The organism is Klebsiella sp. C239, from assembly GCF_048822715.1.
Classification (GTDB): domain Bacteria; phylum Pseudomonadota; class Gammaproteobacteria; order Enterobacterales; family Enterobacteriaceae; genus Klebsiella; species Klebsiella quasipneumoniae.
This window is the reverse complement of the sequence record NZ_JBMEZK010000007.1, coordinates 214,076-233,467: the sequence shown is the minus strand read 5'-3', so window position 1 is coordinate 233,467 and position 19,392 is coordinate 214,076. Positions and strand designations below refer to the sequence as shown.

Below are 19,392 nucleotides of genomic sequence, written 5' to 3'. Positions count from 1 at the left end.
GGGTCAGTTCCATACCAGCACCTCGGCGGGGGTCGGGTTCCAGCCATTGCAGGGATTGTTGAGCTGCGGGCAGTTGGAGATCAACACCATGGCGTTACACTCCGCGCGCAGTTCCACGTATTTTCCCGCCGCCGAGATGCCATCCGCAAACGTCAGACCGCCCTCCGGCGTCACCGGCACGTTCATAAAGAAGTTAATGTTGGCGCCAATATCGCGCTTATGCAGACGACCATCATGCAGACAGGCGCAGAGGAAATTATCCCGGCAGCTGTGCATGTAGCGCTTGTCGAGGGCGTAGCGGACGGTGTTACTCTCCTGGGCGCAGGCGCCGCCGAGGGTATCGTGCCGCCCGCAGGTATCGGCCACGATGGTCATCAGCGGACGGCCAAGGTTGGAATAGAGCACGCTGCCGGCGGTGAGGTAGGCGTTACCCTGGCGGCGCAGCGTGCGCTGCGCATCGTAGCGCTCGCGCGGGTTGTCGGCGTTGTAAAACAGGGTATCAATCGCCTGGTTGCCTTCGAGATCGAGCAGACGCAGGGTTTGCCCTTGTTTAACCTCGAACAGCCACGGCTCCCCGGCGGGGATCACATGGCGATAGACGGCCTCTTCCGGACGTCGGTGACTGGTGATAAGGGTCATAAACGCCTCCTTACAGGGCAAAAAGTTGGGTATTGCGGAACGCGCGCAGGTTCTCATCGCGGGTCAGGAGCGCCTGAGTGGCCGCGTCTTCATCGTCGGCCTGATACCAGCTCAGCTGTACCGGACGGGGGGCATACTCTGTGGCCGGATCCTGAGGATGCGGTAGCGCGGTGAGGACCAGCAGGACGTCCATCGGGGCATACAGTTCCACATAGTCCCCGGCGCGGCTGTTGCCGGAGACAAAGTGAAAGCGCCCCTCGTCATCGACGGTCACTTTGCTGAAGAAGTTGACCACCATCAGCAGATCTTCCAGACCGAGATCCCATTTCCCCATCTCCACCAGCAGGTTATCGACGCCGTTGCGATAGAAGCCATTGCGTAATTCCTGGTAGCGTCCGGCGCCATATTTGTCGTGCGTCTCTCCGGCGTTGAGGACCCCGCCGAACGGATCGTGCCAGCCGCAGCTGTCGGCGACGATCCCGGCCAGCACCCGGCCCATATCGGAGTAGAAACAATGCCCGGCGGTCAGGCGCGCGGTATGCTGTCCTTTGAGGGTATCCGGCAGGTTGAGCCGCTCACTTTTCTCATGGGGATTGAGCATCATCATGCTGACGTTTGCCCCGCCGTCGAGATCGGTCAGGCGCAGGATCTGCCCTTTGCGCAAAATCAACGAGGTGTGCGCCCCGCCGGGAAGCCGCTCTTCGCGCAGGCTGGGGGTGTAGTGAAACAGTTCAGTCATCAATTTATCTCCTTAATGCGTAAACGTTGGTGTCGCTACCGGCGGCCAGTTGCGCCATCCGCGCTTCATTGAGCGGGATGTCGTAGGTAATACGCGCTCCCCAGGCGTTGGGCGCCTGCGGGTCGATGCGCACTTTGTCGAACACCAGCAGCCTCGTGCCCAGGTTGAAGCCTTCGGCCAGGTCGTGGGTGACCATAAACACCGTCATGCGCGTTTCGCTCCACAGCTGGAGCAGCAGCGCATGCATATCCTTGCGAATGCCGGGATCCAGCGCGCCGAAGGGCTCGTCCAGCAGCAGCACCCGCGGCTGCATCACGAACGCCTGGGCAATGGCCAGCCGCTGCTGCATCCCGCCCGAGAGCTGCGCCGGGTATTTATCCAGGGCGTGTCCCAGGCCCACTTTCTCCAGCATTCGCTGGGCCTGTTGCCGGGCCTCGCGCTTTCTGCCGCCAAACAGGCGCCCCAGCAGCGGGGACGCCGGCAGCTCCAGGCCGATGGCGACGTTATCCAGCACGTTGAGATGCGGAAACACCGAATAGCGCTGGAAAACCACGCCGCGACTGCGGTCCGGCTCCGCCGCCAGCGGCTGGCCGTCGAGCAGGATGGCGCCGCGGGTCGGTTGCTCCTGACCGAGCAGCAGACGCAGAAAGGTCGATTTACCGCAGCCGGACGCGCCGACCATTGAGCAAAACTCGCCCTCTTTCACCTGCAGATTAATGCGCTCCAGCACCACGTGGTCGCCGTACTCCTGCCAGATGTTTTTGATGTCGATAAAACTCATCCCCGGCCTCCTTCCGCCCACGGGAAACAGGCTTTGTGCAGCTGACGCAGCGCCAGATCCATCAGCCATGCCAGCAGCGTGATCCAGATGACATACGGAATAATCACGTCCATCGCCATATAGCGCCGCACCAGGAAGATGCGATACCCCAGCCCGGCGGTGGCGGAGATGGCCTCGGCGGAGATCAGGAACAGCCATGCCGAGCCCAACAGCAGGCGCAGTGAAGCGATCAGCCGCGACAGCAGCTGAGGAAGCACCACCCGCAGCACCACCGTCCAGCTATTGGCCCCCAGGGTCTGCGCCTTTATAAACAGCTCCGCCGGGATTTCCCGCGCCCGCTGCTCCAGGTCGCGCGCCAGCATCGGCGTAATGCCGATGACGATCAGCATCACTTTCGACAGCTCATCCAGGCCAAAGACGATAAACAGCACCGGCAGGATCGCCAGCGGCGGGATCATCGACACCACGGTCATCAGCGGCGACAGCGCCGCGCGGTACATCGGGAAGACGCCGGCGGCGATACCGATGCCGAGACCGATCAGCGACGAGACGGCCAGGCCCGTCAGCAGACGGCTCAGGCTGATCAGCGTGTCGGCCCACAGCAGATACTCGCCGCTGCGTTTGTCCGGGGTGAACGCCATCCGGTCAATGGCCGCCGCCATCTGCGACAGGCCTGGCAGCAACTTGTCCTGCGGATTAGCTTCCAGCCGCACCGCCGATCCCATAAACCAGGCGGCGATCAGCAGCACAAACGGCAGCAGCATCAGCGTCAGGCGCATCCCCTTTTGGGGATATCGGTTAATGTGGCGCATGGCGTGGTCTCCCGGCGGCAATCATTACAGCTGGCCCGCGGCGGCCAGCTTCAGGTAGCTGTCGTCAAAGCGCAGTTTGCGGTTGGCGGCATCGCCGAGCGTGACATTGCCCGGGAAGGTCATGCCGATAAAGTCCGCGCTCTGCGCCCCCTCGCCCAGCAGACCTTTATCGAAGGAGAACTGCGCCACACGCTGCATGGTTTTCGCCAGATCCGGCGAGGCGATAAACGCCAGGGTGTCGGCAGGCGTCCAGAAAAGATGAGTGGTTTTGAGCTGCGCCTGGTAGCCGGCGAGATCGGTACCGGAGTCGGCGGCCATAGCGCTCAGCGCCTGGGTATCGCCGGCCTTCATTTTGGCCATCATTTCAAACCACGCGCCGGTCAGCGCTTTGCCCAGCGCCGGGTTATCTTTCAGGGTCTGGGTATTGACCACCATCATGTCGATGAGCTCGCCCGGCACCTGCGAGGAGCTAAACACTTCGCTGGTTTGCGGGGTCTTTTTGATAACCGACAGCTGTGGATTCCAGGCCACCGCCGCCCGCACGCCGCTGGTGCCAAAGGCCGAGACGATATCGGCATCGGAGGTATTCACCACCTTGACGTCTTTTTCCTGCAGCCCGGCTTTTTCCAGGCCGCGCACCAGCAGATAGTGGGAGACCGACAGCTCCGGGAGATACACCGACATCCCTTTCAGGTCGCTGAGCTTTTTATCCGCCCCTTTCAGAACCACCCCGTCGTTACCATCGGAGTAGCTGCCGGTGATCAGCGCCGTGCTGTCGACGCCGCCGGCCGCCGGAATGGTCAGGGCGTCCATGTTGGTCATCGTGCAGCCGTCAAACTGCCCGGCGGTGTACTGATTGATGGATTCGATGTAATCGTTGAGCTGAACAATATTGATTTTGATGCCGTACTTGCTGGCCCATTTATCGATGATCTTTTCATTGCTGATGGCGCCCCAGGGCATCCAGCCGGCGTAGATGGTCCAGCAGACGTTGAACTCTTTCTTGACGGCGGCAAAGGACGGGACGCTGGTCAATAGCGTCAGTGACAGGACAAGTGAGCGGAGGAGCGGCGATGTTTTCATGGTGGACCTCTGGTTAGCACGAGAAACGGAGCAGCGCGACACCCAATGGTGCTGCTGTCTCCCGGGCTTTTATCCCGCCGTGTAACCTCGCCGAGGTCGCCAGCTCTCGGACCAGACGTTCACCGCGGTGAACCGGAACCCTAGCCAGCTATTGTGTGATCTAAATTGTCTGTTGCGCTGCTTTCTGCTGATGGTATTGCAAGCGCCATGCCAGGAGCCAGACAGCCGTGCTTTCAGTGATTTACCGCCAATCGGCGCATCGCCTCCCAAAAATGGGGAGTAAAAGTGGGGCATTGCATAGCTTTGGTGCAAAAGGAAAGTCCACCGCGTCCTGGCCAACAACCGGCCGTGGGTCATGGGGGATGAATCCTGTAGCTGATTATCATGGCGCGGGGTAAATGTTTGCCATTACGCCGCTTCGACATGGGGGGATGTCGCAGGCGCTTCTTCCCTGTCCCGTCGCCAGGGGCATCAGATTTTTACCGCCTGTTTTACCCGCCTGACGGTAAAGCATTTAAATGTTGAATACATACTAACGCTAAATCGCAGGGTTGTGCGTTTTAACGCACGGTGATAATATTGCGCCACGTTAAGTAGAGGGGTGGAATAAATTCACCATTCGTTAACTCAGAATGCTTGGCCTGTTAAATACAAGTTAAAATCACGCCAATGTTATTTAATACAGAGAGGTTCCATGAAAATATTGCTGATGTTGCCCCCCCTTTTTCTGTTAAGTGGTTGCGTGGATCTGGGGGATGTGGGCATACACCCGGAAGAAGAAACCTATTACGTTAATCAGGGAAAAAATCAGGTGATTGATTGCCTTCATTATGCCGCTTCTAAAGCGAATTTATCGCTGGAATATGATGACACCCTTCCTGAAAACATCGATAAGTACAACCTGATGAATACTGAAAACACGACTGTCGCGTGGGTGGAAATCAGTAACTTCAACGGCAGGCAGACTTCGGTAGAATTTTATTATGCGCCGCATGCCCCGGATATACATCGGTCGGTCACTACCATTGCTGAACGGTGTACATAATGCCCGGATAACCAGAGACAGAGTTAAGCTGACAAGAAACGAATGATGAAAACTTCTATCCTTTTGCTAATAGCAGTGCTGGTGATTTCTGGCGAGTTACACGCTGATACTGTTTTTTATCAGGATAGCCATTTTGTCGGGCACTCTCTTTTTACAGGCACCGTAAGCAAAGCGAAGCACCATAATAAATTAGCGATGAGTTTTGGCATTTGCCAACTGAGAAAAATCATCAGGAGCGTCACGGATAGCGACGCAAAAAAAGACGCGTAAAGATTGTCCAATAACTGGCCAGTGTATCCCCCTCCCGGCAGACGCACCTCCCCCGTAAAATGAAATACGAGTGACCTACTTCAGATGAGCGTGGTGCTTGACACGGTTGATGTCTGCCGCGCATGCCCCCTCATCATCCAGATGTTATGTTCATCTCGTAACACCTGACGAACGCCTGGTGTTACGCTAACGTCATATAAGGCAGATCATCCACGCTCGGGATGGTAGTTATTTTGTTAAGCAGTCTTTACCGAAAGCGAGACGGACAAAAGGTATATTCAGTATTTCAGGATCGGCGCTGCTAAAGAACACGTTACCTGTTCGGCTTTCAATGGGTTTGTATTTTTTCAGCATCTCCATTTCAATACCCGTGCTCATAAATGACTTGCCATTTTTATCATACAAAAAGAAGCACATTTTGTTATCTTTGCCAGGTTCAATGCTTTTATCAGAGAAGTTATCAAGCGTAACTTTATAGGTCACCAGATACTTCGCCTCGCCGGTCACGCTATCCCATTCACTTCCGGCGGCCTCCTTTAGGGCAAAAATCTTGACCCCTGAAAAATAAGGATCAGGATTCTTTTTATCAATAGCCTGCACCGTTCCTGAGGCAGCGATGGCTACAGCCAGCGCAATACCTTTGGCAATATAATTATGCATTTCCCACCTCATTCAATTTACTATTAAGTGAACGCTACCATAGATCATGATATTGGTATTATCAATGATATTCTCCGTTATCACTATTTGATGAAAATCCAGGCTGTCATTATATTTAAACTTATAAATCAGCGCATTGAGAAAATAACCATTAAAATAATTCCAATGTGAATTTAATAAATTGTTAACTGTAACTTATTTTTCACTTATTTCTGCGTCATGTTTAAGCAGGGTTTATCTTCAACTTCATCAGCATGCGATTTAAAGCCGTTCGCACCGACCAGGTTAGCGCCTCCTGTATCTATAGCGTGAATATAATCAGCGATCAGGAAGAGGATAAACAGGTGGGTGCCTGTCCCCCGCCTGAATGCCATGCCTCTTTTTCCATTGGACCTACCATCGGCCTTGAGCCAATCAATAAGTGAAGCGCACAGCGATGACCCATTTGCACCGACTCAGTGCCGCCTGTTCACCATACTGAATCTCATCCCCTCCCACACTTCCATGTTAACTGTCTGTATATAAAGCACTATTTTAACTGGCACGTTTAATGCTCTGCGGTTGTATACAGCGATGTTGACAAGATCTCAGGCCAGGAGGCGACAACCCATAGCCACCTGCGGTCGCGACGCCAACGCCTTCTTCTCTCCGTGAAGCCTCCAGGGCGGATGCGTTTCACGGAAACCTGTTAACTGAAAACGGAGAACAACATGACGACACTCAGCGAACCGTTGGTTACCCCGAAATATGGCAAATGGCGCCAGCTGGTGCTGGGCCTGATCTGTATGGCCGCCATCTCCAGTCCGCAATATGTCTGGACGCTGCTGACGAAACCCCTGGCCGCAAAGCTGGGCGTCGGTCTGCCCGAGCTGCAGGTCACCTTCTCGCTGCTGATCATCCTCCAGACCTTCTTTTCGCCCTTTCAGGGGCGGTTAGTGGAGAAATTTGGCCCACGGCGGCTAATCGCTATCGGCACGGTGATGGCGGGAATGAGCTGGGTGCTTTCCGCACAGGTGAATGGCCTGGCGACGCTGTGGCTGGTTTATGGCTGCATGGGCGGCCTTGGAACCGGGATCGTCTACATCGGCGTTGTCGGCCTGATGGTCAAATGGTTTCCGCGGCAGCGGGGTTTCGCCGCCGGCGCGGTGGCGGCGGGCTACGGGATGGGGGCCATCATAACCACCTTCCCCATCTCCCTGTCGCTGACCACCAACGGCCTTGAACACACGATGACGACCTTCGGGGTCCTCTTCGCGCTCGTCGGCTTCCTCGCCAGTCAGGGACTGAAGCTGCCGCCGCCTGCTGTCTCTTTGCCCGTCAGCCAGACGGTGGCGCAGAGCAGCAGATCGTTTACCTCCCGGGAAATGCTGCGTCAACCGCTGTTCTGGCTGATGTTTGCCATGATGGCGATGATGTCGACTTCCGGGCTGATGGTCACTTCGCAGATGGCGGTGTTCGCCGAGGACTTCGGCATTAGCCAGGCGGTGGTGTTTGGCATGGCGGCCCTGCCGCTGGCGTTAACGATAGACCGCTTCACCAACGGTTTAACCCGGCCGCTGTTTGGTTTTATTTCCGACCGCTTCGGCCGCGAGCAAACCATGTTTATCGCCTTTGCGCTGGAGGGGGTGGCGATGACGCTCTGGCTGGCGTGCCGGGAAGATCCGCTGCTGTTTGTCCTGCTTTCCGGGGTGGTGTTCTTTGGCTGGGGGGAAATCTTCTCCCTCTTCCCGTCGACGCTCACCGATACCTTCGGCAGCGAACATGCCGCCAGCAACTATGGCTGGCTGTATATTTCTCAGGGCATCGGGTCAATCTTCGGCGGCCCGCTGGCGGCGTTGCTCTATCAGTACACCCACGGCTGGCATGTGGTTTTCAGCTGCGCCATTGGCCTGGATTTTGTCACCGCCGCCCTCGCGCTGTGGGTGCTAAAACCGTGGCGCGCGCGCTTTATCCGCCAGCATAGCTAACGACAACCCTGGCAGAAGTGACGGCCAGGCCGTCACTTCACTGATATTCGCTGCGCAGCAGCGCATACAGATACTCATCGCCCCACTGGCCTTTAAAAAAGATATTCTGCCGGTAATGCGCCTCGCGACGAAAGCCCAGCCCTTCCAGAAGTTTGATCGCGGCGGTATTGCGGGTGTCTACCACCGCGATCAGCCGGTGATGGGCCAACGGTTCAAAGAGTAAGGCTATCACCGCCTGTATGGCTTCCCGGGCATACCCCTGATGCTGATACGCCGGGGAAAAGGTCATCCCCAGCTCGGCCTGTCTGCCCTGATCGAAAAAGTGGATCCCCACATCTCCCGCCAGCGCACCGTTGGCCTGGATCTCTACGGCAAGCTGGAACCAACTCTCATCCTCAGCAAAGGCCAGGGAACGCTGTTGTTCATAGAAGGCAGTCGCCTCTGCCATACCGTAATGGCTCCAGCTCTGAAAGCGGGCCACTTCCGGCAGGTTGCGATAGCGGCTGAAAGACGGCAGATCTTCCGTTCTTAACCGGCGCAGCAGCAGCCGGGGCGTGGTCAGGGGTAGCAACATCTCTTCTTCCTGGTGAGTGGGGCAATAGCGCGCCATCTTAACCTGCGCAGCCTGACGCCGCTAGCTGCATGGCGGTGCCTCCTCCCAGCGATAGATTTGAGTGGTGGCCAGCGCCAGCATGGCGAAATCTTCCGGCGTATCGCCGTAAGCGAAGATCGCTTCGTAATCGGTCAGGGCGTAGTTCGCCAGGATACGCGCCTTTTTGGCCAGGCCGCTGCAGTCTCCACCCTGATACTTTCCGGTCGCTGCCCCGTTTTGAAATTCCACTTCGCTGCACAGCAGCTCAAGATTATGCTGCTGGCACCACGGTCGAAGGTAGACATCCAGCGAGGCTGAGACCACCACCACGGTGTCCCCTCGCGCCTGATGCCAGGCTATACGCTGCATCGCGTTCTCCCGCAGCGTGCGGGGAATAAACGCCTGGCTATGATCGTTCCCACGCTGCAGGATCTCAGGTTGCGATTTCCCGGCAAAAGCATAATGAAACACTTTTTGCCGGATGGCAGAGGCTGAAAGCCAGCCCATTTTCCAGGCGAGAATATAGGGCAACAGCCGCAGTTTGCCCCGACGAATGGCTTTCGCATCGAGGGACTGATAAATGAAAGGGGTAAACGTATCTTCGTGGGTTATCGTGCCATCGAAGTCAAAAAAGGCAATGTTCTTCTTCATCCTTGTCACCTTATACACCAATACCGGCGCCGCGCGTGGCGCGGCTGATTTACTTTTTGCCCGCCTGGCGGCAAGATCCGGCATAATGCACCGCTGTCGCAGGACGACCGGGTCACCGGCAGTCATGACAGCGAACCATTCGACAGGAAAACGCATGAAGCCAAAACAAGCGGACATTCTCCGCCACGCCAGCGCGCTGTTTAATCGCGAAGGATATCAGTCGCCCAGCATCGAGCGGATTGCTGAGCATGCCGGCATCTCCAAAATGACCTTCTACCGCTACTATGCCGATAAAGAGGCGCTCATTCTGGCTATCCTCCGGCAGAAAGAGAGCGAGTTTATGCAGGATCTGACGCAGATCACCGCGGATAAAGCCACCGCGCGGGAGAAGCTGTTCGCCGTGTTCGACTACTATCAGTGCTGGTTGACCTGCGAAACGTTCCACGGCTGCATGTTTACCCGCGCGCTGTTTGAATATGGCGCGTCATCGCCGGCGATCCGGGAGCAGTGCTCCCGGTTCAAATCGGGCCTGTGGCAGTTCTTCCGCGATATTCTGACTCGGGTATTAAAACCAGAGCCTGCCGAACGGGTCGCCATGATGATGGTGATGCTCATCGATGGCGCCATCGCCGCCCAGCAGGCCGAGTCCGCCGAATGCCGGGAGATCCCGCCGGGGACGACCGCCTGGAGCGCGGCCAAAGCGCTGATCTACTCAGAAGGCGGTACGCTGTGAGCGCATGCTGCCGTCCAGCGACTGCAGCGCCGCCAGCAGACCGTCATAGTAATCGTTGCAGGTTTGCAGGCGCAGCGCGGCGCCAAAGTAGACCTCCTCCATCGCCGCCGGATGTTTTTTGCCAATCGGCACAATCACATTGTTCAGCCAACCGTCCGCATGGCCGATATCGACCGTGATGTGTTCGGCATAGTAATGCACGTCGCGATCGCTAAGCCCAATCCGCCGACAGCCCGCCACCAGTTTTTCATACTGCGGCGGGTCGAGCAGTTCGGTCATCGCCATCACCCCGAGCGATTTGTAGTAATGCTGACGATTTATGCCGCCAAGCATAAAGGCGTTATACCCGGCCAGCCCCTGCCACTCATAAAGATGGGCAAAATGATTGTCCGGTAAAGCGATATTCCGCCGCTTCAGTAAATCCTTATACAGATTGACGTGGGTGATCTCAGTGCTGCCCTGGCCTATCTCATCCCACAGATTTTGCGCAATCTCGGCGCGGGTTTCCGGCAACGAGCCCACCAGCCCCATCGCCACCAGATCGAAGAAAAGCAGATTCAGCGCGCTGTCGCTTTTGAAGAAATAGTCGATTTGCGCCGCGGAGGCCTCGCTGGCAAGGAAATCGAAAAGCGGATGATGAGACGCCGGGTGCTGCTGGCATAAGGCGCGCAGTTCGTCGACGATATTGCCGGCATTGAGCACCGGCCGCTGGCGGTGGAAACGTTTGCTTTCCGCCCGCAGCCACTCAGACTCAATGTAATTTCGGATCCCGGAGAGCAGCGGATGAAACTGATTGGCAGCCGCCGGCGAGAGCGGGTCGGCAAGCCAGGACTGATAAAGGATGAACAGCGCATGGTGCGCGCGCTTTTTGGCCTGCGGATCGTCAGCGGAGAAGGCGCGGATGCAGGTATTCTCCGTCAGATGCCAGGCTCTGTCGGCGACCAGCGGATTGGCCGTCAGCTTCAGCGACAGCGCGTTGCTGTGCAGAAGCTGGTCAATTAACTCATCCAGCGCCAGCCTGGCTATCACCGCGGTTTGGTCACTACCAATGACCCCATTGTCGGTATTACGCATGAATTTATCCCTGTGAAATGCATGGCGACTATACGGTATAGTACCGCTCACAATGCGGCAACGTAAATTTCAACCACATTGTTAATGCTCTGTTTATTAACAATTTTAAATAAACAGAACAAAAGCCACTAAAATAGTGTTGATATTATAAAAATAATAACGTTACCATTCAGTACAGTGACAAATGACACAAGGAATCACGATGCCCTATCTGTTACTGACGCTGGCCGCCCTGTTCTGGGGTGGGAATTACGTTGTCGGTCACGTGCTGGTTCAGGGCGTGGATCCGATCCTGATGACCGAAGCGCGGTGGGCGTTAACGGCGCTGCTGCTGGGCCTGCTCTACCGCCGGCAGATTGCCGGCAGTCGTCACCTGCTGCGGGAAAACGCCCCGGCGGTGCTGGTGCTCACCCTCTGCGGTCAGGTCAGTTTCCCGCTCACGCTCTATATCGGTCTGCAAACCACCTCCGCCCTCAACGCCGCCATCTATATGTCCGCCACGCCGAGCATGGTGCTGCTGATTAACCGGCTGATTTTTCGCGACCCGGTATCGGCCCGCAACTGGCTGGGGGTGGTCTTCAGCACCCTCGGCGTGATGATCCTCTTATTCCAGGGCAACCCGCTGCATGCCGCCTCGCTGCATACCTTTTCCGTCGGCGATCTGTGGGCGATGGGGTCGGCGCTGAGCTGGGCGCTCTATTGTTCGCTGTTACGTCTGAAGGACCGCCGGATCCCGGCGAATGGCTTTGTCGCCGTCAGCTCGCTGCTCGGCGCCCTGCTCCTGCTGCCGATCGTCGCCTTCTGGCTGATGCGCCACCCGGCGCAGGACTGGGATGCCTGGCGCGAGCCGTTTTTCCTCAGCGGGCTGGCTTATCTGGTGATTTTTCCGTCATGGCTGGCCTATCTGTTCTGGAATAAAGGGATCGCCACCATCGGCGCCACGCGGGGGGAGATTTACACCCACATCATCCCCCTCTCGGGTGGCGTGTTAAGCATCCTCTTCCTGCATACCCAGCCCCATGCCTGGCACCTGTTCAGCGCGCTGTTCATTATGCTGGGGATTGGCATCTGCTCGCTGGAAAAACGCCAGGCGGCGACGGTTCGCCTGCGCGGTTAGCGTGTCTGCCGGGCGCCTGATTACGCCCGGCGTCAGCCCTTAACGGCTGGTGGAGAGCGGCTGGTGACGCGCCGCTCCGGCAGGTTGCGCCACCCGGCCCTCGCGGCCAAAGAAGGTGAGAATGGTAATGACGATCGCCACCGTCCCGGCCACCAGGGCCATCGCCAGGCCGTAGTTATGCCCGTGGTGCTGCGCAATGGAGGCCTGCAGGGTGGCATTCACCGAGGCCAGCAGATTCCCCAGCTGATAGACGAAACCGGGCAGCACCGCCCGGGTGTTGGCCGGGACCAGTTCGTTGAGCCAGGTCGGGATCACCCCCCAGGCGCCCTGCACCATAAACTGCATCAGAAACGCCCCGGCCCCCAGCGCCAGCGAGCCGCTGGCGAAAGCCCACAGCGGGATCACCGGCAGCGCCAGCAGAGCGGCGATCATAATCGCTTTGCGCCGGCCAATCTTCTCCGACAGTGAGCCGAAGAACACCCCGCCGATGATTGAGGCGATGTTGTAGCACACCGCGATAATGCTGACCGTTTCCGGCGCAAACCCGTGCTGGACTTTCAAAAATACCGGGTAGAGATCCTGCGTCCCATGGGAGAAGAAGTTAAAGGCCGCCATCAGCACCACCAGGTACAGGCACAGCTTCCAGTGGCTACGCAGCACCGGCAGCAGAGCCGTGCTCGCTTTACTCTGCCGGGCCGCCAGCCAGACCGGGGACTCCTCGACGCAGAAATAGATAAACGGCAACAGCAGCACCGGGGCGGCGCCAATGACAAACATCCCGCGCCAGCCGAGCTGTGCAAACAGCAGCCCGTAGGCCACGGCCGCCAGCAGATAGCCGAAGGGATACCCCGCCTGGAACAGACCGGACATCAGGCCGCGCGAGCGGTCGGGGATCGTCTCCATCGCCAGCGACGAAGCCACGCCCCAGATCCCGCCCATCGCCACGCCGTACAGCACCCGCAGCAGAAAAAACAGCATCAACGACGGCGCCGCGGCGGAGAGCAGCTCAAAGGCGGAGAAGAAAACGATATTGAGCATCAGGATCGGTTTGCGGCCAAACTTTTCCGCCGCCCTGCCGAAGATCAATGCGCCGACGGGCCGCACGGCCAGGGTCAGCAGAATCGCCAGGGTGACCTCTTCGAGGTCGACGTGAAAGGAGTGGGCGATATCGCTCAGTAAAAAAACCAACAGGAAAAAGTCGAAAGCATCGAGCGTCCAGCTTAAAAAACTGGCGATCGCCGCATTGCGCTGTCGTGAAGTCCAGCCGTGCATCTTGTCATCCCTATCCCGACGGCGTTGCCGGGAGCTTGCGCGGCGTCCGGCAGAGCAGGCAGGTGCCACCGCTTGTGTAAATTGTTTGTATATAAAGTTGCTCTTTTGTTAATTACACCCCTTTTCCGGCCGTCGGCAAGTTTATTAGCACGCTAATTTGTTTCAAATTGCGTTCGACGGCCCACCGGTTCGCTAATTTTCGACCAGAATTAAGGACAGGCTGGTTTCAGTGCACTGCCCCGATGCCGTATCCACCCACAGGAAGGGAGAGAATCATGAAGAGAATCGCCATCGTCGGCGCCGGGCCGACGGGGATTTACACCTTGTATGAACTGGTGAAGCGCGGTGAGCCGCTATCGATCGCGCTGTTTGAAAAAGAGGCGCAGGCCGGGGTCGGTATGCCCTACAGCGACGATAATACCGCGGCGCAGATGCTGGCCAACATCGCCAGTATTGAGATCCCCCCTATCGACCTGACCTATCTGCAATGGCTGCAGCAGCAGAGCGATGACTGGCTGGCGGCGCGCGGTCTTGAACGGCACGCGCTGCATGAGCGCCAGTTTCTGCCGCGGGTGATCCTCGGCGAGTACTACCGCGACCGCTTTCTGTATCTTGTCCAACGGGCCAGAGACGCCGGCTTCGTGGTGAACGTTTGCGAGTCCTGTGAGGTCACGGATATTGCGGTGCAGCCCGTCGGGATCGCCATCCACACCGACAGCGCGGCGCAGCCGGATATCGTCGATCTGGTGGTGGTAGCCACCGGCCATTTGTGGCCTGAAGAAGAACGCGCCAGCCGGCAATACTTCCCCAGTCCGTGGACCGGCCTGATGGAGGCCCGCATCGCCCCCTGTCGGGTCGGGATCCTCGGGACCTCCTTAAGCGCGATTGATGCCGCCGTGGCGGTTGTGGCCCGCCACGGCGTTTTCCATACTGAACACGACAAAACGACCTATTTTTCCCTGCATCCCGGCAGCGAAGCGCTGGAGATCACGCTGATGTCACGCAACGGCGTGCTGCCGGAGGCCGATTTCTACTGCCCGATCCCGTGGGAGCCGCTGGAGATCGCCACCTCTGCCGCCCTTGAGGCGGCCGTCGCTCAGGGTAGCGACGGCCTGCTGGAGCGGGTGTTTCAGCTGATCGTCCAGGAGCTGGAATATGCCGCCCCGGCCTGGTGCCAGGCGATGGGGCTGCGCCAGCTGACGCCTGACAGCATCGCCGACGCCTGGTTTGCCGACCGTCTTACCCATGACCCCTTCCAGTGGGCGCAGCGCAATCTGCAGGAGGTGGAGCGCAATAAGCGCGAGCGCCACACGGTGCCCTGGCGCTATGCCATTCTCCGCCTGCACGAGGCGATTGAAACCGTGGTGCCGCAGCTCAACGACGAGGACAGCCGTCGCTTCCGCCAGGGGCTCGCCCGCGTGTTTATCGATAACTACGCCGCGATCCCGCCGGAGTCCATTCGCCGCCTGCTGGCCCTGCACCGGGCGGGCATTCTGCGCATTGTGGCGCTGGGTGAGGATTACGATCTGCAGCGCGAGTCTGACCGGACGCTGATTGTCCATCATCAGCAGCGCTGTGAATTCGATGTCTTTATCGATGCCCGCGGACAGAAAGCGCTCAAAACCCGGGATCTGCCCTTTCCTTCACTGCGCCAGCAGCTGCTGGCCTGCGGCGACGCTATTCCGGACGTTGGTGATGACTACACGCTGCAGGCGCCGGAGGCAGTGCGCGGCCGGGTCGCCTTCGGCGCCCTTCCCTGGCTGATGCACGATCGCCCCTTTGTCCAGGGGCTGACGGCCAGCGCCGAGATTGGCAGCGCAATGGCCCGCGCGGTGTCACAGCAGGCAACCGGCCGGCGGCGCCGTCTCTGGTTTATCGACTAGCGGGACGTTTAAACGCAATATCCGAATAAAGGGGGGCTGGCAGGCGTGCTATAAACAGTGGCTGTTCGCCCCCGAGCAAGACCACGTCTAACATTTACGAGGTACTCATGAGTCATCTTTTTAGCGCGACGCGTATTGGTCAGTTGACGCTGGATAACCGTATCGTTATCGCCCCCATGTGTCAGTACTCTGCTGACGAGGGGAAGGCGACGTCCTGGCACCGGATCCATCTCGGGCAGCTGGCGTTCTCCGGCGCCGGCCTGTTAATTCTGGAAGCCACGGCGGTAGAGCCGGCGGGACGTATCTCGCCGGGGGATCTGGGGCTGTGGGATGATGAAACCGAAAACGCCCTGCGCGCCGTGGTGGAGGATATCCGGGCCTGGTCACCGATCCCTCTGGGGATCCAGCTGGGGCATGCCGGGCGCAAGGCCTCCTGCGCGGCCCCCTGGCAAGGTGGCCATCAGCTGGCGCTCAACCAGGGCGGCTGGCAGACCGTCGCCCCCTCCGCGGTGGCGTTTCACGACGGCGATCGCGCCCCGGCCGAGCTGAGCCATGCCGATCTGGCGCGCATCAAAGCGGCCTTTGTCGCCAGCGCATTGCGCGCCCAACGCCTGGGCTTTGAGCTGATTGAGCTGCACGCCGCCCACGGCTATCTGCTGCACCAGTTTCTCTCGCCGCTCAGCAATCAGCGCCGGGACGAGTATGGCGGTTCGCTGGAAAACCGCATGCGCTATCCGCTGGAAGTGTTTAAGGCAATCCGCGAGGCGGTGGGCAACGCCATGGCGGTGGGCGTCAGGTTGTCGGCTACCGACTGGGTCGAAGGCGGCTGGGACGGCGAGCAATCCATTCAGTTCAGTCAGCAGCTGGAAGCGCTGGGCAGCGACTATATCCATGTTTCCAGCGGCGGATTGTCGCCGCAGCAGGCAATCACCGTCGGGCCGGGGTATCAGTTGCCTTTCGCCCGCGACATTCGCGAGCAGGTAGCCATCCCGGTGATTGGCGTGGGGCTGATCACCGACCCGCAGCAGGCGGAAGCGGCGCTGGAGAATGGCGATGCCGACCTGATCGCCCTCGCCCGCGCGGTGCTCTACGATCCGCACTGGCCATGGCACGCCGCGGCCAGCCTTGGCGCCCAGGTTCGCGTACCTTCGCAATATCTGCGCTCCGAGCCGCACGGCCTGAAAGGCACCCTGCTTCCAAACCGCTGAACCCGGAACGGGCATCAAAAAGGGGTATCGTAAGATACCCCTGAGCAGGATGTTAATGCCGTCCTATGTGCCGGGCGGCAACGCCTTGCCCGGCCTACAATACCCGATCATTGCGCAGCCAACTCGCACCCTTGCAGGCCCGCGCAAGCGCAGCGCCGTCGGGCGCGATATCAGGCTCCACGCTCTGTTTTTACGGACGGCGGCTGGCCAGGCAAACACCGCGAGTTACTGCTGGGCGGCCGGTGGCGTAGCGTTCTGTTTATCCTTCGCGATACTGTCCTGAATGGCTTTGGTTTTGCTCGCCGCTTCCGCCGAAAGCTGATTGGCGTCGCCGATGGCGTTGTCTTTGATCTGACCCGCCTCTTTGACGATGCGGTCACTTTCCTGCTTTGCGTTCTGCTTCACCGCATCGGCCTGGGCTTTCGCCTGCTCGGCGATGGCATCCGCTTTCTTGTCCGCCTCCGCCTTGATGGCGCTGGCCTGATCCTTCAGGCGATCGGCCTCGGCGTCGGCCTGGCTTTTCAGCGTATCAATTTGCTTATCCGCATCCTTCTTAATCGCCTGGGCTTTGTCCGCCGCGGCATCCTTCATCTGCTCCGCATTATCTTTCGCCTTATCCACTTTGTTATCTACTTTCGACGCATCGTCGCAGCCAAACAGGGTCAGGCACAGTGCGGAAGCGAGCAGTGTTTTATTCCAGAGTTTCATCAGCATTCCCTTACAGGTTGAGTCATTATCCAGCCTTGTGATTTATTGCCTTAACAGCATTCACATTTTATATATAAACGCTCAGCCCGCAGAGTCAAGCCGGCGGCGTCCGCGCCAGGGTCGCCACCAGCCCCTGCAGCCAGTCGGCAAAGACCCGCACCTTGTGCGAAAGATGCCGGTGCGGATAGAGCAGCGACAGCGGGCGACGCGGCGCCGGAAAGTCCGGCAGAATTTCCACCAGCTGGCCGCTGTCGATGTAGGGCTGTAAAAAGAAGCGCATTCCCTGCAGCATCCCCAGCCCCGCCAGTCCGGCGGCGGTAAAGACTTCCGAGTTGTCCAGCACCAGCTTGCCGGGAATGGCGACCTGCCGGACGCCCTCCAGGGTCTGGAATCGCCAGGGCATAATCTGTCGGCTGCTGCTGTTCACCCAGTTCACCGCCAGGTGCGACTGCAGGTCCTCCAGCGTGGCGGGCGCCCCATAGCGCGCCAGATATTCCGGACTGGCGCAGGTGGTTAACGCCACCTCCCCCAGCGAGCGCGCCACATAGTCGCCATCCTCCAGTTCCCCCACCCGCAGCAGGCAATCCAGGCCATCGCGCAGCATATCCCGGCGCACATCGGAGCTGCTGAGGACAATTTCCACCTCCGGATGGGCCTGATAAAAATCCGCCAGATGCGGGATCACCAGCAGCCGTGCAAAAGCGATCGGCATATCGACGCGTAGCTGGCCGCGTATCGGCCGGTCCGGCGCGAACGACTCCAGCAGATCGTCGGCCTGCGAGAGCAGCGGTTTACTGCGGCGATAAAACTCTTCTCCCTCCGGCGTGAGATACAGGCGCCGGGTGGTACGCTGCAGCAGCCTGACCCCGCTCTCCCGCTCCAGCTGCTGCAGCGCTTTGGTCACCGCCGGCCGGTGGATCTGCAAATTTTCCGCCGCCTGGGAAAAGCTGCCGGCGTCGACGATTTCAATAAAGATTTTAATATTTTCAAACAGATTCATCTGCATAACGGCCCGTCCCCTATCTCATCGCCTGCCGTAATTATTACTAAATTAATAATAGTGCTGAAAGTTTTCGCTCATTTTTTAAAACAATAAAGGCGCCTACACTGCTCTCATTGCCGCATCGTTGCGGCGAAAAAAAAGATAACTTGTTAACATAAAAGGGAAAATATCATGCAATCTAACCGCGTTGCCCGCATTCTGGGTATTGAAAAACCGGTGGTCCAGGGGCCGCTTTCCTGGCTGACCGATGCGCGTCTGGTGGCGGCCGTCGGCAACGCCGGTGGTCTCGGGGTACTGGGTCCGAACGCCGGGCTGACGGCGGCAACCGCCGTCTCCACGCCGGAAGCGACGGCTGAGAAAATGCGCGAAGAGATCCGCAAAACCAAACAGCTGACCGAGAAACCCTTTGCCGTCAATCTGATCCCGACGGCGGAAAACGACATCTGGACGCCGGCGATCCTGCCGGTGATCAAAGCGGAAGGCGTTAAGGTGGTGGTCTACACCGGCTACGGCGACGGTTCGTTAAAACCGGCGCTCTTTGACGAACTGAAAGCCGCCGGGATCACCATTATCTATCGCGATATTAACCCGACGCCTGAGAACAGCCGCCGCGCGGAGCAGGCCGGAGCGGACATTATCGTCGCCACCGGCTTTGACGAAGGCGGCACGCTGCCGGGCACCGCGCTGGGGACCTTCACCATCGTCCCGCTGATTGTTGACGCGGTACAGCGGGTTCCGGTAATGGCCGCGGGGGGGATAACCGATGCTCGAGGGGCGCGTGCCGCTCACGCCCTCGGCGCGGAAGGCGTCTTCGCCGGTTCGGTATTCATCAGCACCGTCGAAAGCCGGGTTCCCGACTCGGTGAAAGCGAAAATTGTCGCCGCCAACGGCCTCGATCTGCGGCTGTTCCGTACCCTGCCGGACTACTACCGCGCTCTGCCCGGCAAACTGAGCGACACACTGGTGGCCATGGACCGGGCCGGCGCCTCAAAGGCCGAGCTGGCCCAGGCGATGGGCGGTCTGCGAGGAATGCGGCTGGGCATGCTGGAGGGGAATACTGATGAGGGGTATATCTCGGTGGGGGCGGGGATCGGCAATATCCATGCCATCACCTCCGTCGCCGAGGTGGTCAACCGGCTGGCGGTGTAACGCCGC

The 19,392-nt window shown here is 58.8% G+C and carries 19 protein-coding genes, 1 pseudogene and 1 riboswitch; of the genes and pseudogenes, 8 read left to right on the top strand and 12 right to left on the bottom strand.

Annotation, left to right across the window (positions count from 1 at the left end; genetic code table 11):
- Positions 1 to 3: 3 nt before the first annotated feature.
- Genes ACOI6Z_RS19605 through ACOI6Z_RS19585 form a run of 5 tightly spaced genes read right to left on the bottom strand, consistent with a single transcriptional unit; the run spans position 4 to position 4,054 of the window.
- Positions 4 to 639, bottom strand: coding sequence for an urea amidolyase associated protein UAAP2 (locus ACOI6Z_RS19605; RefSeq protein WP_023289733.1), 636 nt, complete (start codon positions 637 to 639; stop codon positions 4 to 6).
- 10 nt (positions 640 to 649) lie between these two features.
- Positions 650 to 1,378 (bottom strand): urea amidolyase associated protein UAAP1, encoded by a 729-nt coding sequence (locus ACOI6Z_RS19600; protein WP_065813195.1) that lies wholly within the window; start codon positions 1,376 to 1,378, stop codon positions 650 to 652.
- A 4-nt stretch (positions 1,379 to 1,382) separates the two neighbouring features.
- Positions 1,383 to 2,159 (bottom strand): ABC transporter ATP-binding protein, encoded by a 777-nt coding sequence (locus tag ACOI6Z_RS19595; RefSeq protein ID WP_044523302.1) that lies wholly within the window; start codon positions 2,157 to 2,159, stop codon positions 1,383 to 1,385.
- The gene (locus ACOI6Z_RS19590) at positions 2,156 to 2,971 is read right to left on the bottom strand and encodes an ABC transporter permease (RefSeq protein WP_023289736.1); all 816 of its coding nucleotides are present in this window, start codon (positions 2,969 to 2,971) and stop codon (positions 2,156 to 2,158) included. Before ACOI6Z_RS19590 ends, ACOI6Z_RS19595 begins: the two co-directional genes overlap by 4 nt.
- 24 nt (positions 2,972 to 2,995) lie before the next feature.
- Entirely contained in the window at positions 2,996 to 4,054 is a 1,059-nt protein-coding gene (locus ACOI6Z_RS19585; RefSeq protein WP_032452903.1) for a putative urea ABC transporter substrate-binding protein, read from the bottom strand.
- A 56-nt stretch (positions 4,055 to 4,110) separates the two neighbouring features.
- A riboswitch (guanidine-I (ykkC/yxkD leader) is annotated at positions 4,111 to 4,209 on the bottom strand.
- A gap of 539 nt (positions 4,210 to 4,748) precedes the next feature.
- Here ACOI6Z_RS19585 and ACOI6Z_RS19580 point away from each other — a divergent pair.
- Positions 4,749 to 5,099 (top strand): hypothetical protein, encoded by a 351-nt coding sequence (locus ACOI6Z_RS19580; protein ID WP_044523307.1) that lies wholly within the window; start codon positions 4,749 to 4,751, stop codon positions 5,097 to 5,099.
- Positions 5,100 to 5,141: 42 nt separating this feature from the next.
- The gene (locus ACOI6Z_RS19575; protein ID WP_420687500.1) at positions 5,142 to 5,369 is read left to right on the top strand and encodes a hypothetical protein; all 228 of its coding nucleotides are present in this window, start codon (positions 5,142 to 5,144) and stop codon (positions 5,367 to 5,369) included.
- 228 nt (positions 5,370 to 5,597) lie between these two features.
- Here the strand turns inward: ACOI6Z_RS19575 and ACOI6Z_RS19570 are convergent, their stop codons facing one another.
- Positions 5,598 to 6,029: a DUF4354 family protein gene (locus tag ACOI6Z_RS19570; RefSeq protein ID WP_032452906.1), complete on the bottom strand. Its 432-nt coding sequence runs from the start codon at positions 6,027 to 6,029 to the stop codon at positions 5,598 to 5,600.
- Between the two features lie 710 nt (positions 6,030 to 6,739).
- Between ACOI6Z_RS19570 and oxlT the strand changes: the two genes are divergently transcribed.
- Positions 6,740 to 7,996 carry an oxalate/formate MFS antiporter gene (gene oxlT / locus ACOI6Z_RS19565; protein ID WP_050534108.1) on the top strand — a complete coding sequence of 419 codons (1,257 nt, stop codon included), beginning with the start codon at positions 6,740 to 6,742 and terminating at the stop codon, positions 7,994 to 7,996.
- 37 nt (positions 7,997 to 8,033) lie between these two features.
- On the opposite strand, the gene ACOI6Z_RS19560 is transcribed toward oxlT, so the two are convergent.
- Both ACOI6Z_RS19560 and ACOI6Z_RS19555 read right to left on the bottom strand, forming a co-directional pair.
- The gene (locus ACOI6Z_RS19560) at positions 8,034 to 8,606 is read right to left on the bottom strand and encodes a GNAT family N-acetyltransferase (protein WP_072413220.1); all 573 of its coding nucleotides are present in this window, start codon (positions 8,604 to 8,606) and stop codon (positions 8,034 to 8,036) included.
- A 24-nt stretch (positions 8,607 to 8,630) separates the two neighbouring features.
- Complete coding sequence (locus ACOI6Z_RS19555) at positions 8,631 to 9,239, bottom strand: HAD-IB family hydrolase (protein ID WP_044523320.1); 609 nt, start codon at positions 9,237 to 9,239, stop codon at positions 8,631 to 8,633.
- 154 nt (positions 9,240 to 9,393) lie between these two features.
- Here ACOI6Z_RS19555 and ACOI6Z_RS19550 point away from each other — a divergent pair, with 154 nt between their 5' ends.
- On the top strand, positions 9,394 to 9,972 hold the full coding sequence (locus ACOI6Z_RS19550) for a TetR/AcrR family transcriptional regulator (RefSeq protein ID WP_117133707.1): 579 nt from the start codon (positions 9,394 to 9,396) through the stop codon (positions 9,970 to 9,972).
- Here ACOI6Z_RS19550 and ACOI6Z_RS19545 read toward each other — a convergent pair.
- Positions 9,948 to 11,046: pseudogene (locus tag ACOI6Z_RS19545) on the bottom strand (iron-containing redox enzyme family protein). The gene ACOI6Z_RS19550 and the pseudogene ACOI6Z_RS19545 sit on opposite strands and share 25 nt — an antisense overlap.
- A 202-nt stretch (positions 11,047 to 11,248) precedes the next feature.
- On the opposite strand from ACOI6Z_RS19545, the gene ACOI6Z_RS19540 reads away from it, so the two are divergent.
- A complete protein-coding gene (locus ACOI6Z_RS19540) occupies positions 11,249 to 12,163 on the top strand; it encodes a DMT family transporter (protein ID WP_023289745.1) in 915 nt (304 codons plus the stop codon).
- 39 nt (positions 12,164 to 12,202) lie between these two features.
- On the opposite strand, the gene ACOI6Z_RS19535 is transcribed toward ACOI6Z_RS19540, so the two are convergent.
- Complete coding sequence (locus ACOI6Z_RS19535; protein WP_023289746.1) at positions 12,203 to 13,435, bottom strand: MFS transporter; 1,233 nt, start codon at positions 13,433 to 13,435, stop codon at positions 12,203 to 12,205.
- A 275-nt stretch (positions 13,436 to 13,710) separates the two neighbouring features.
- On the opposite strand from ACOI6Z_RS19535, the gene ACOI6Z_RS19530 reads away from it, so the two are divergent.
- The gene (locus ACOI6Z_RS19530; RefSeq protein ID WP_420687499.1) at positions 13,711 to 15,318 is read left to right on the top strand and encodes an FAD-NAD(P)-binding protein; all 1,608 of its coding nucleotides are present in this window, start codon (positions 13,711 to 13,713) and stop codon (positions 15,316 to 15,318) included.
- Positions 15,319 to 15,425: 107 nt separating this feature from the next.
- The gene (locus tag ACOI6Z_RS19525) at positions 15,426 to 16,526 is read left to right on the top strand and encodes an NADH:flavin oxidoreductase/NADH oxidase (protein WP_023289748.1); all 1,101 of its coding nucleotides are present in this window, start codon (positions 15,426 to 15,428) and stop codon (positions 16,524 to 16,526) included.
- 225 nt (positions 16,527 to 16,751) lie between these two features.
- Here ACOI6Z_RS19525 and ACOI6Z_RS19520 read toward each other — a convergent pair whose 3' ends face one another.
- Together ACOI6Z_RS19520 and ACOI6Z_RS19515 are read right to left on the bottom strand one after the other, a co-directional pair.
- On the bottom strand, positions 16,752 to 17,240 hold the full coding sequence (locus tag ACOI6Z_RS19520; protein WP_065813200.1) for an E3 ubiquitin--protein ligase: 489 nt from the start codon (positions 17,238 to 17,240) through the stop codon (positions 16,752 to 16,754).
- An 88-nt stretch (positions 17,241 to 17,328) separates the two neighbouring features.
- Positions 17,329 to 18,234, bottom strand: a complete 906-nt coding sequence (locus ACOI6Z_RS19515) for a LysR family transcriptional regulator (RefSeq protein WP_074423676.1) — start codon at positions 18,232 to 18,234, stop codon at positions 17,329 to 17,331.
- A gap of 174 nt (positions 18,235 to 18,408) precedes the next feature.
- Here ACOI6Z_RS19515 and ACOI6Z_RS19510 point away from each other — a divergent pair, with 174 nt between their 5' ends.
- A complete protein-coding gene (locus ACOI6Z_RS19510; protein WP_064157875.1) occupies positions 18,409 to 19,386 on the top strand; it encodes an NAD(P)H-dependent flavin oxidoreductase in 978 nt (325 codons plus the stop codon).
- Positions 19,387 to 19,392 lie beyond the last annotated feature (6 nt).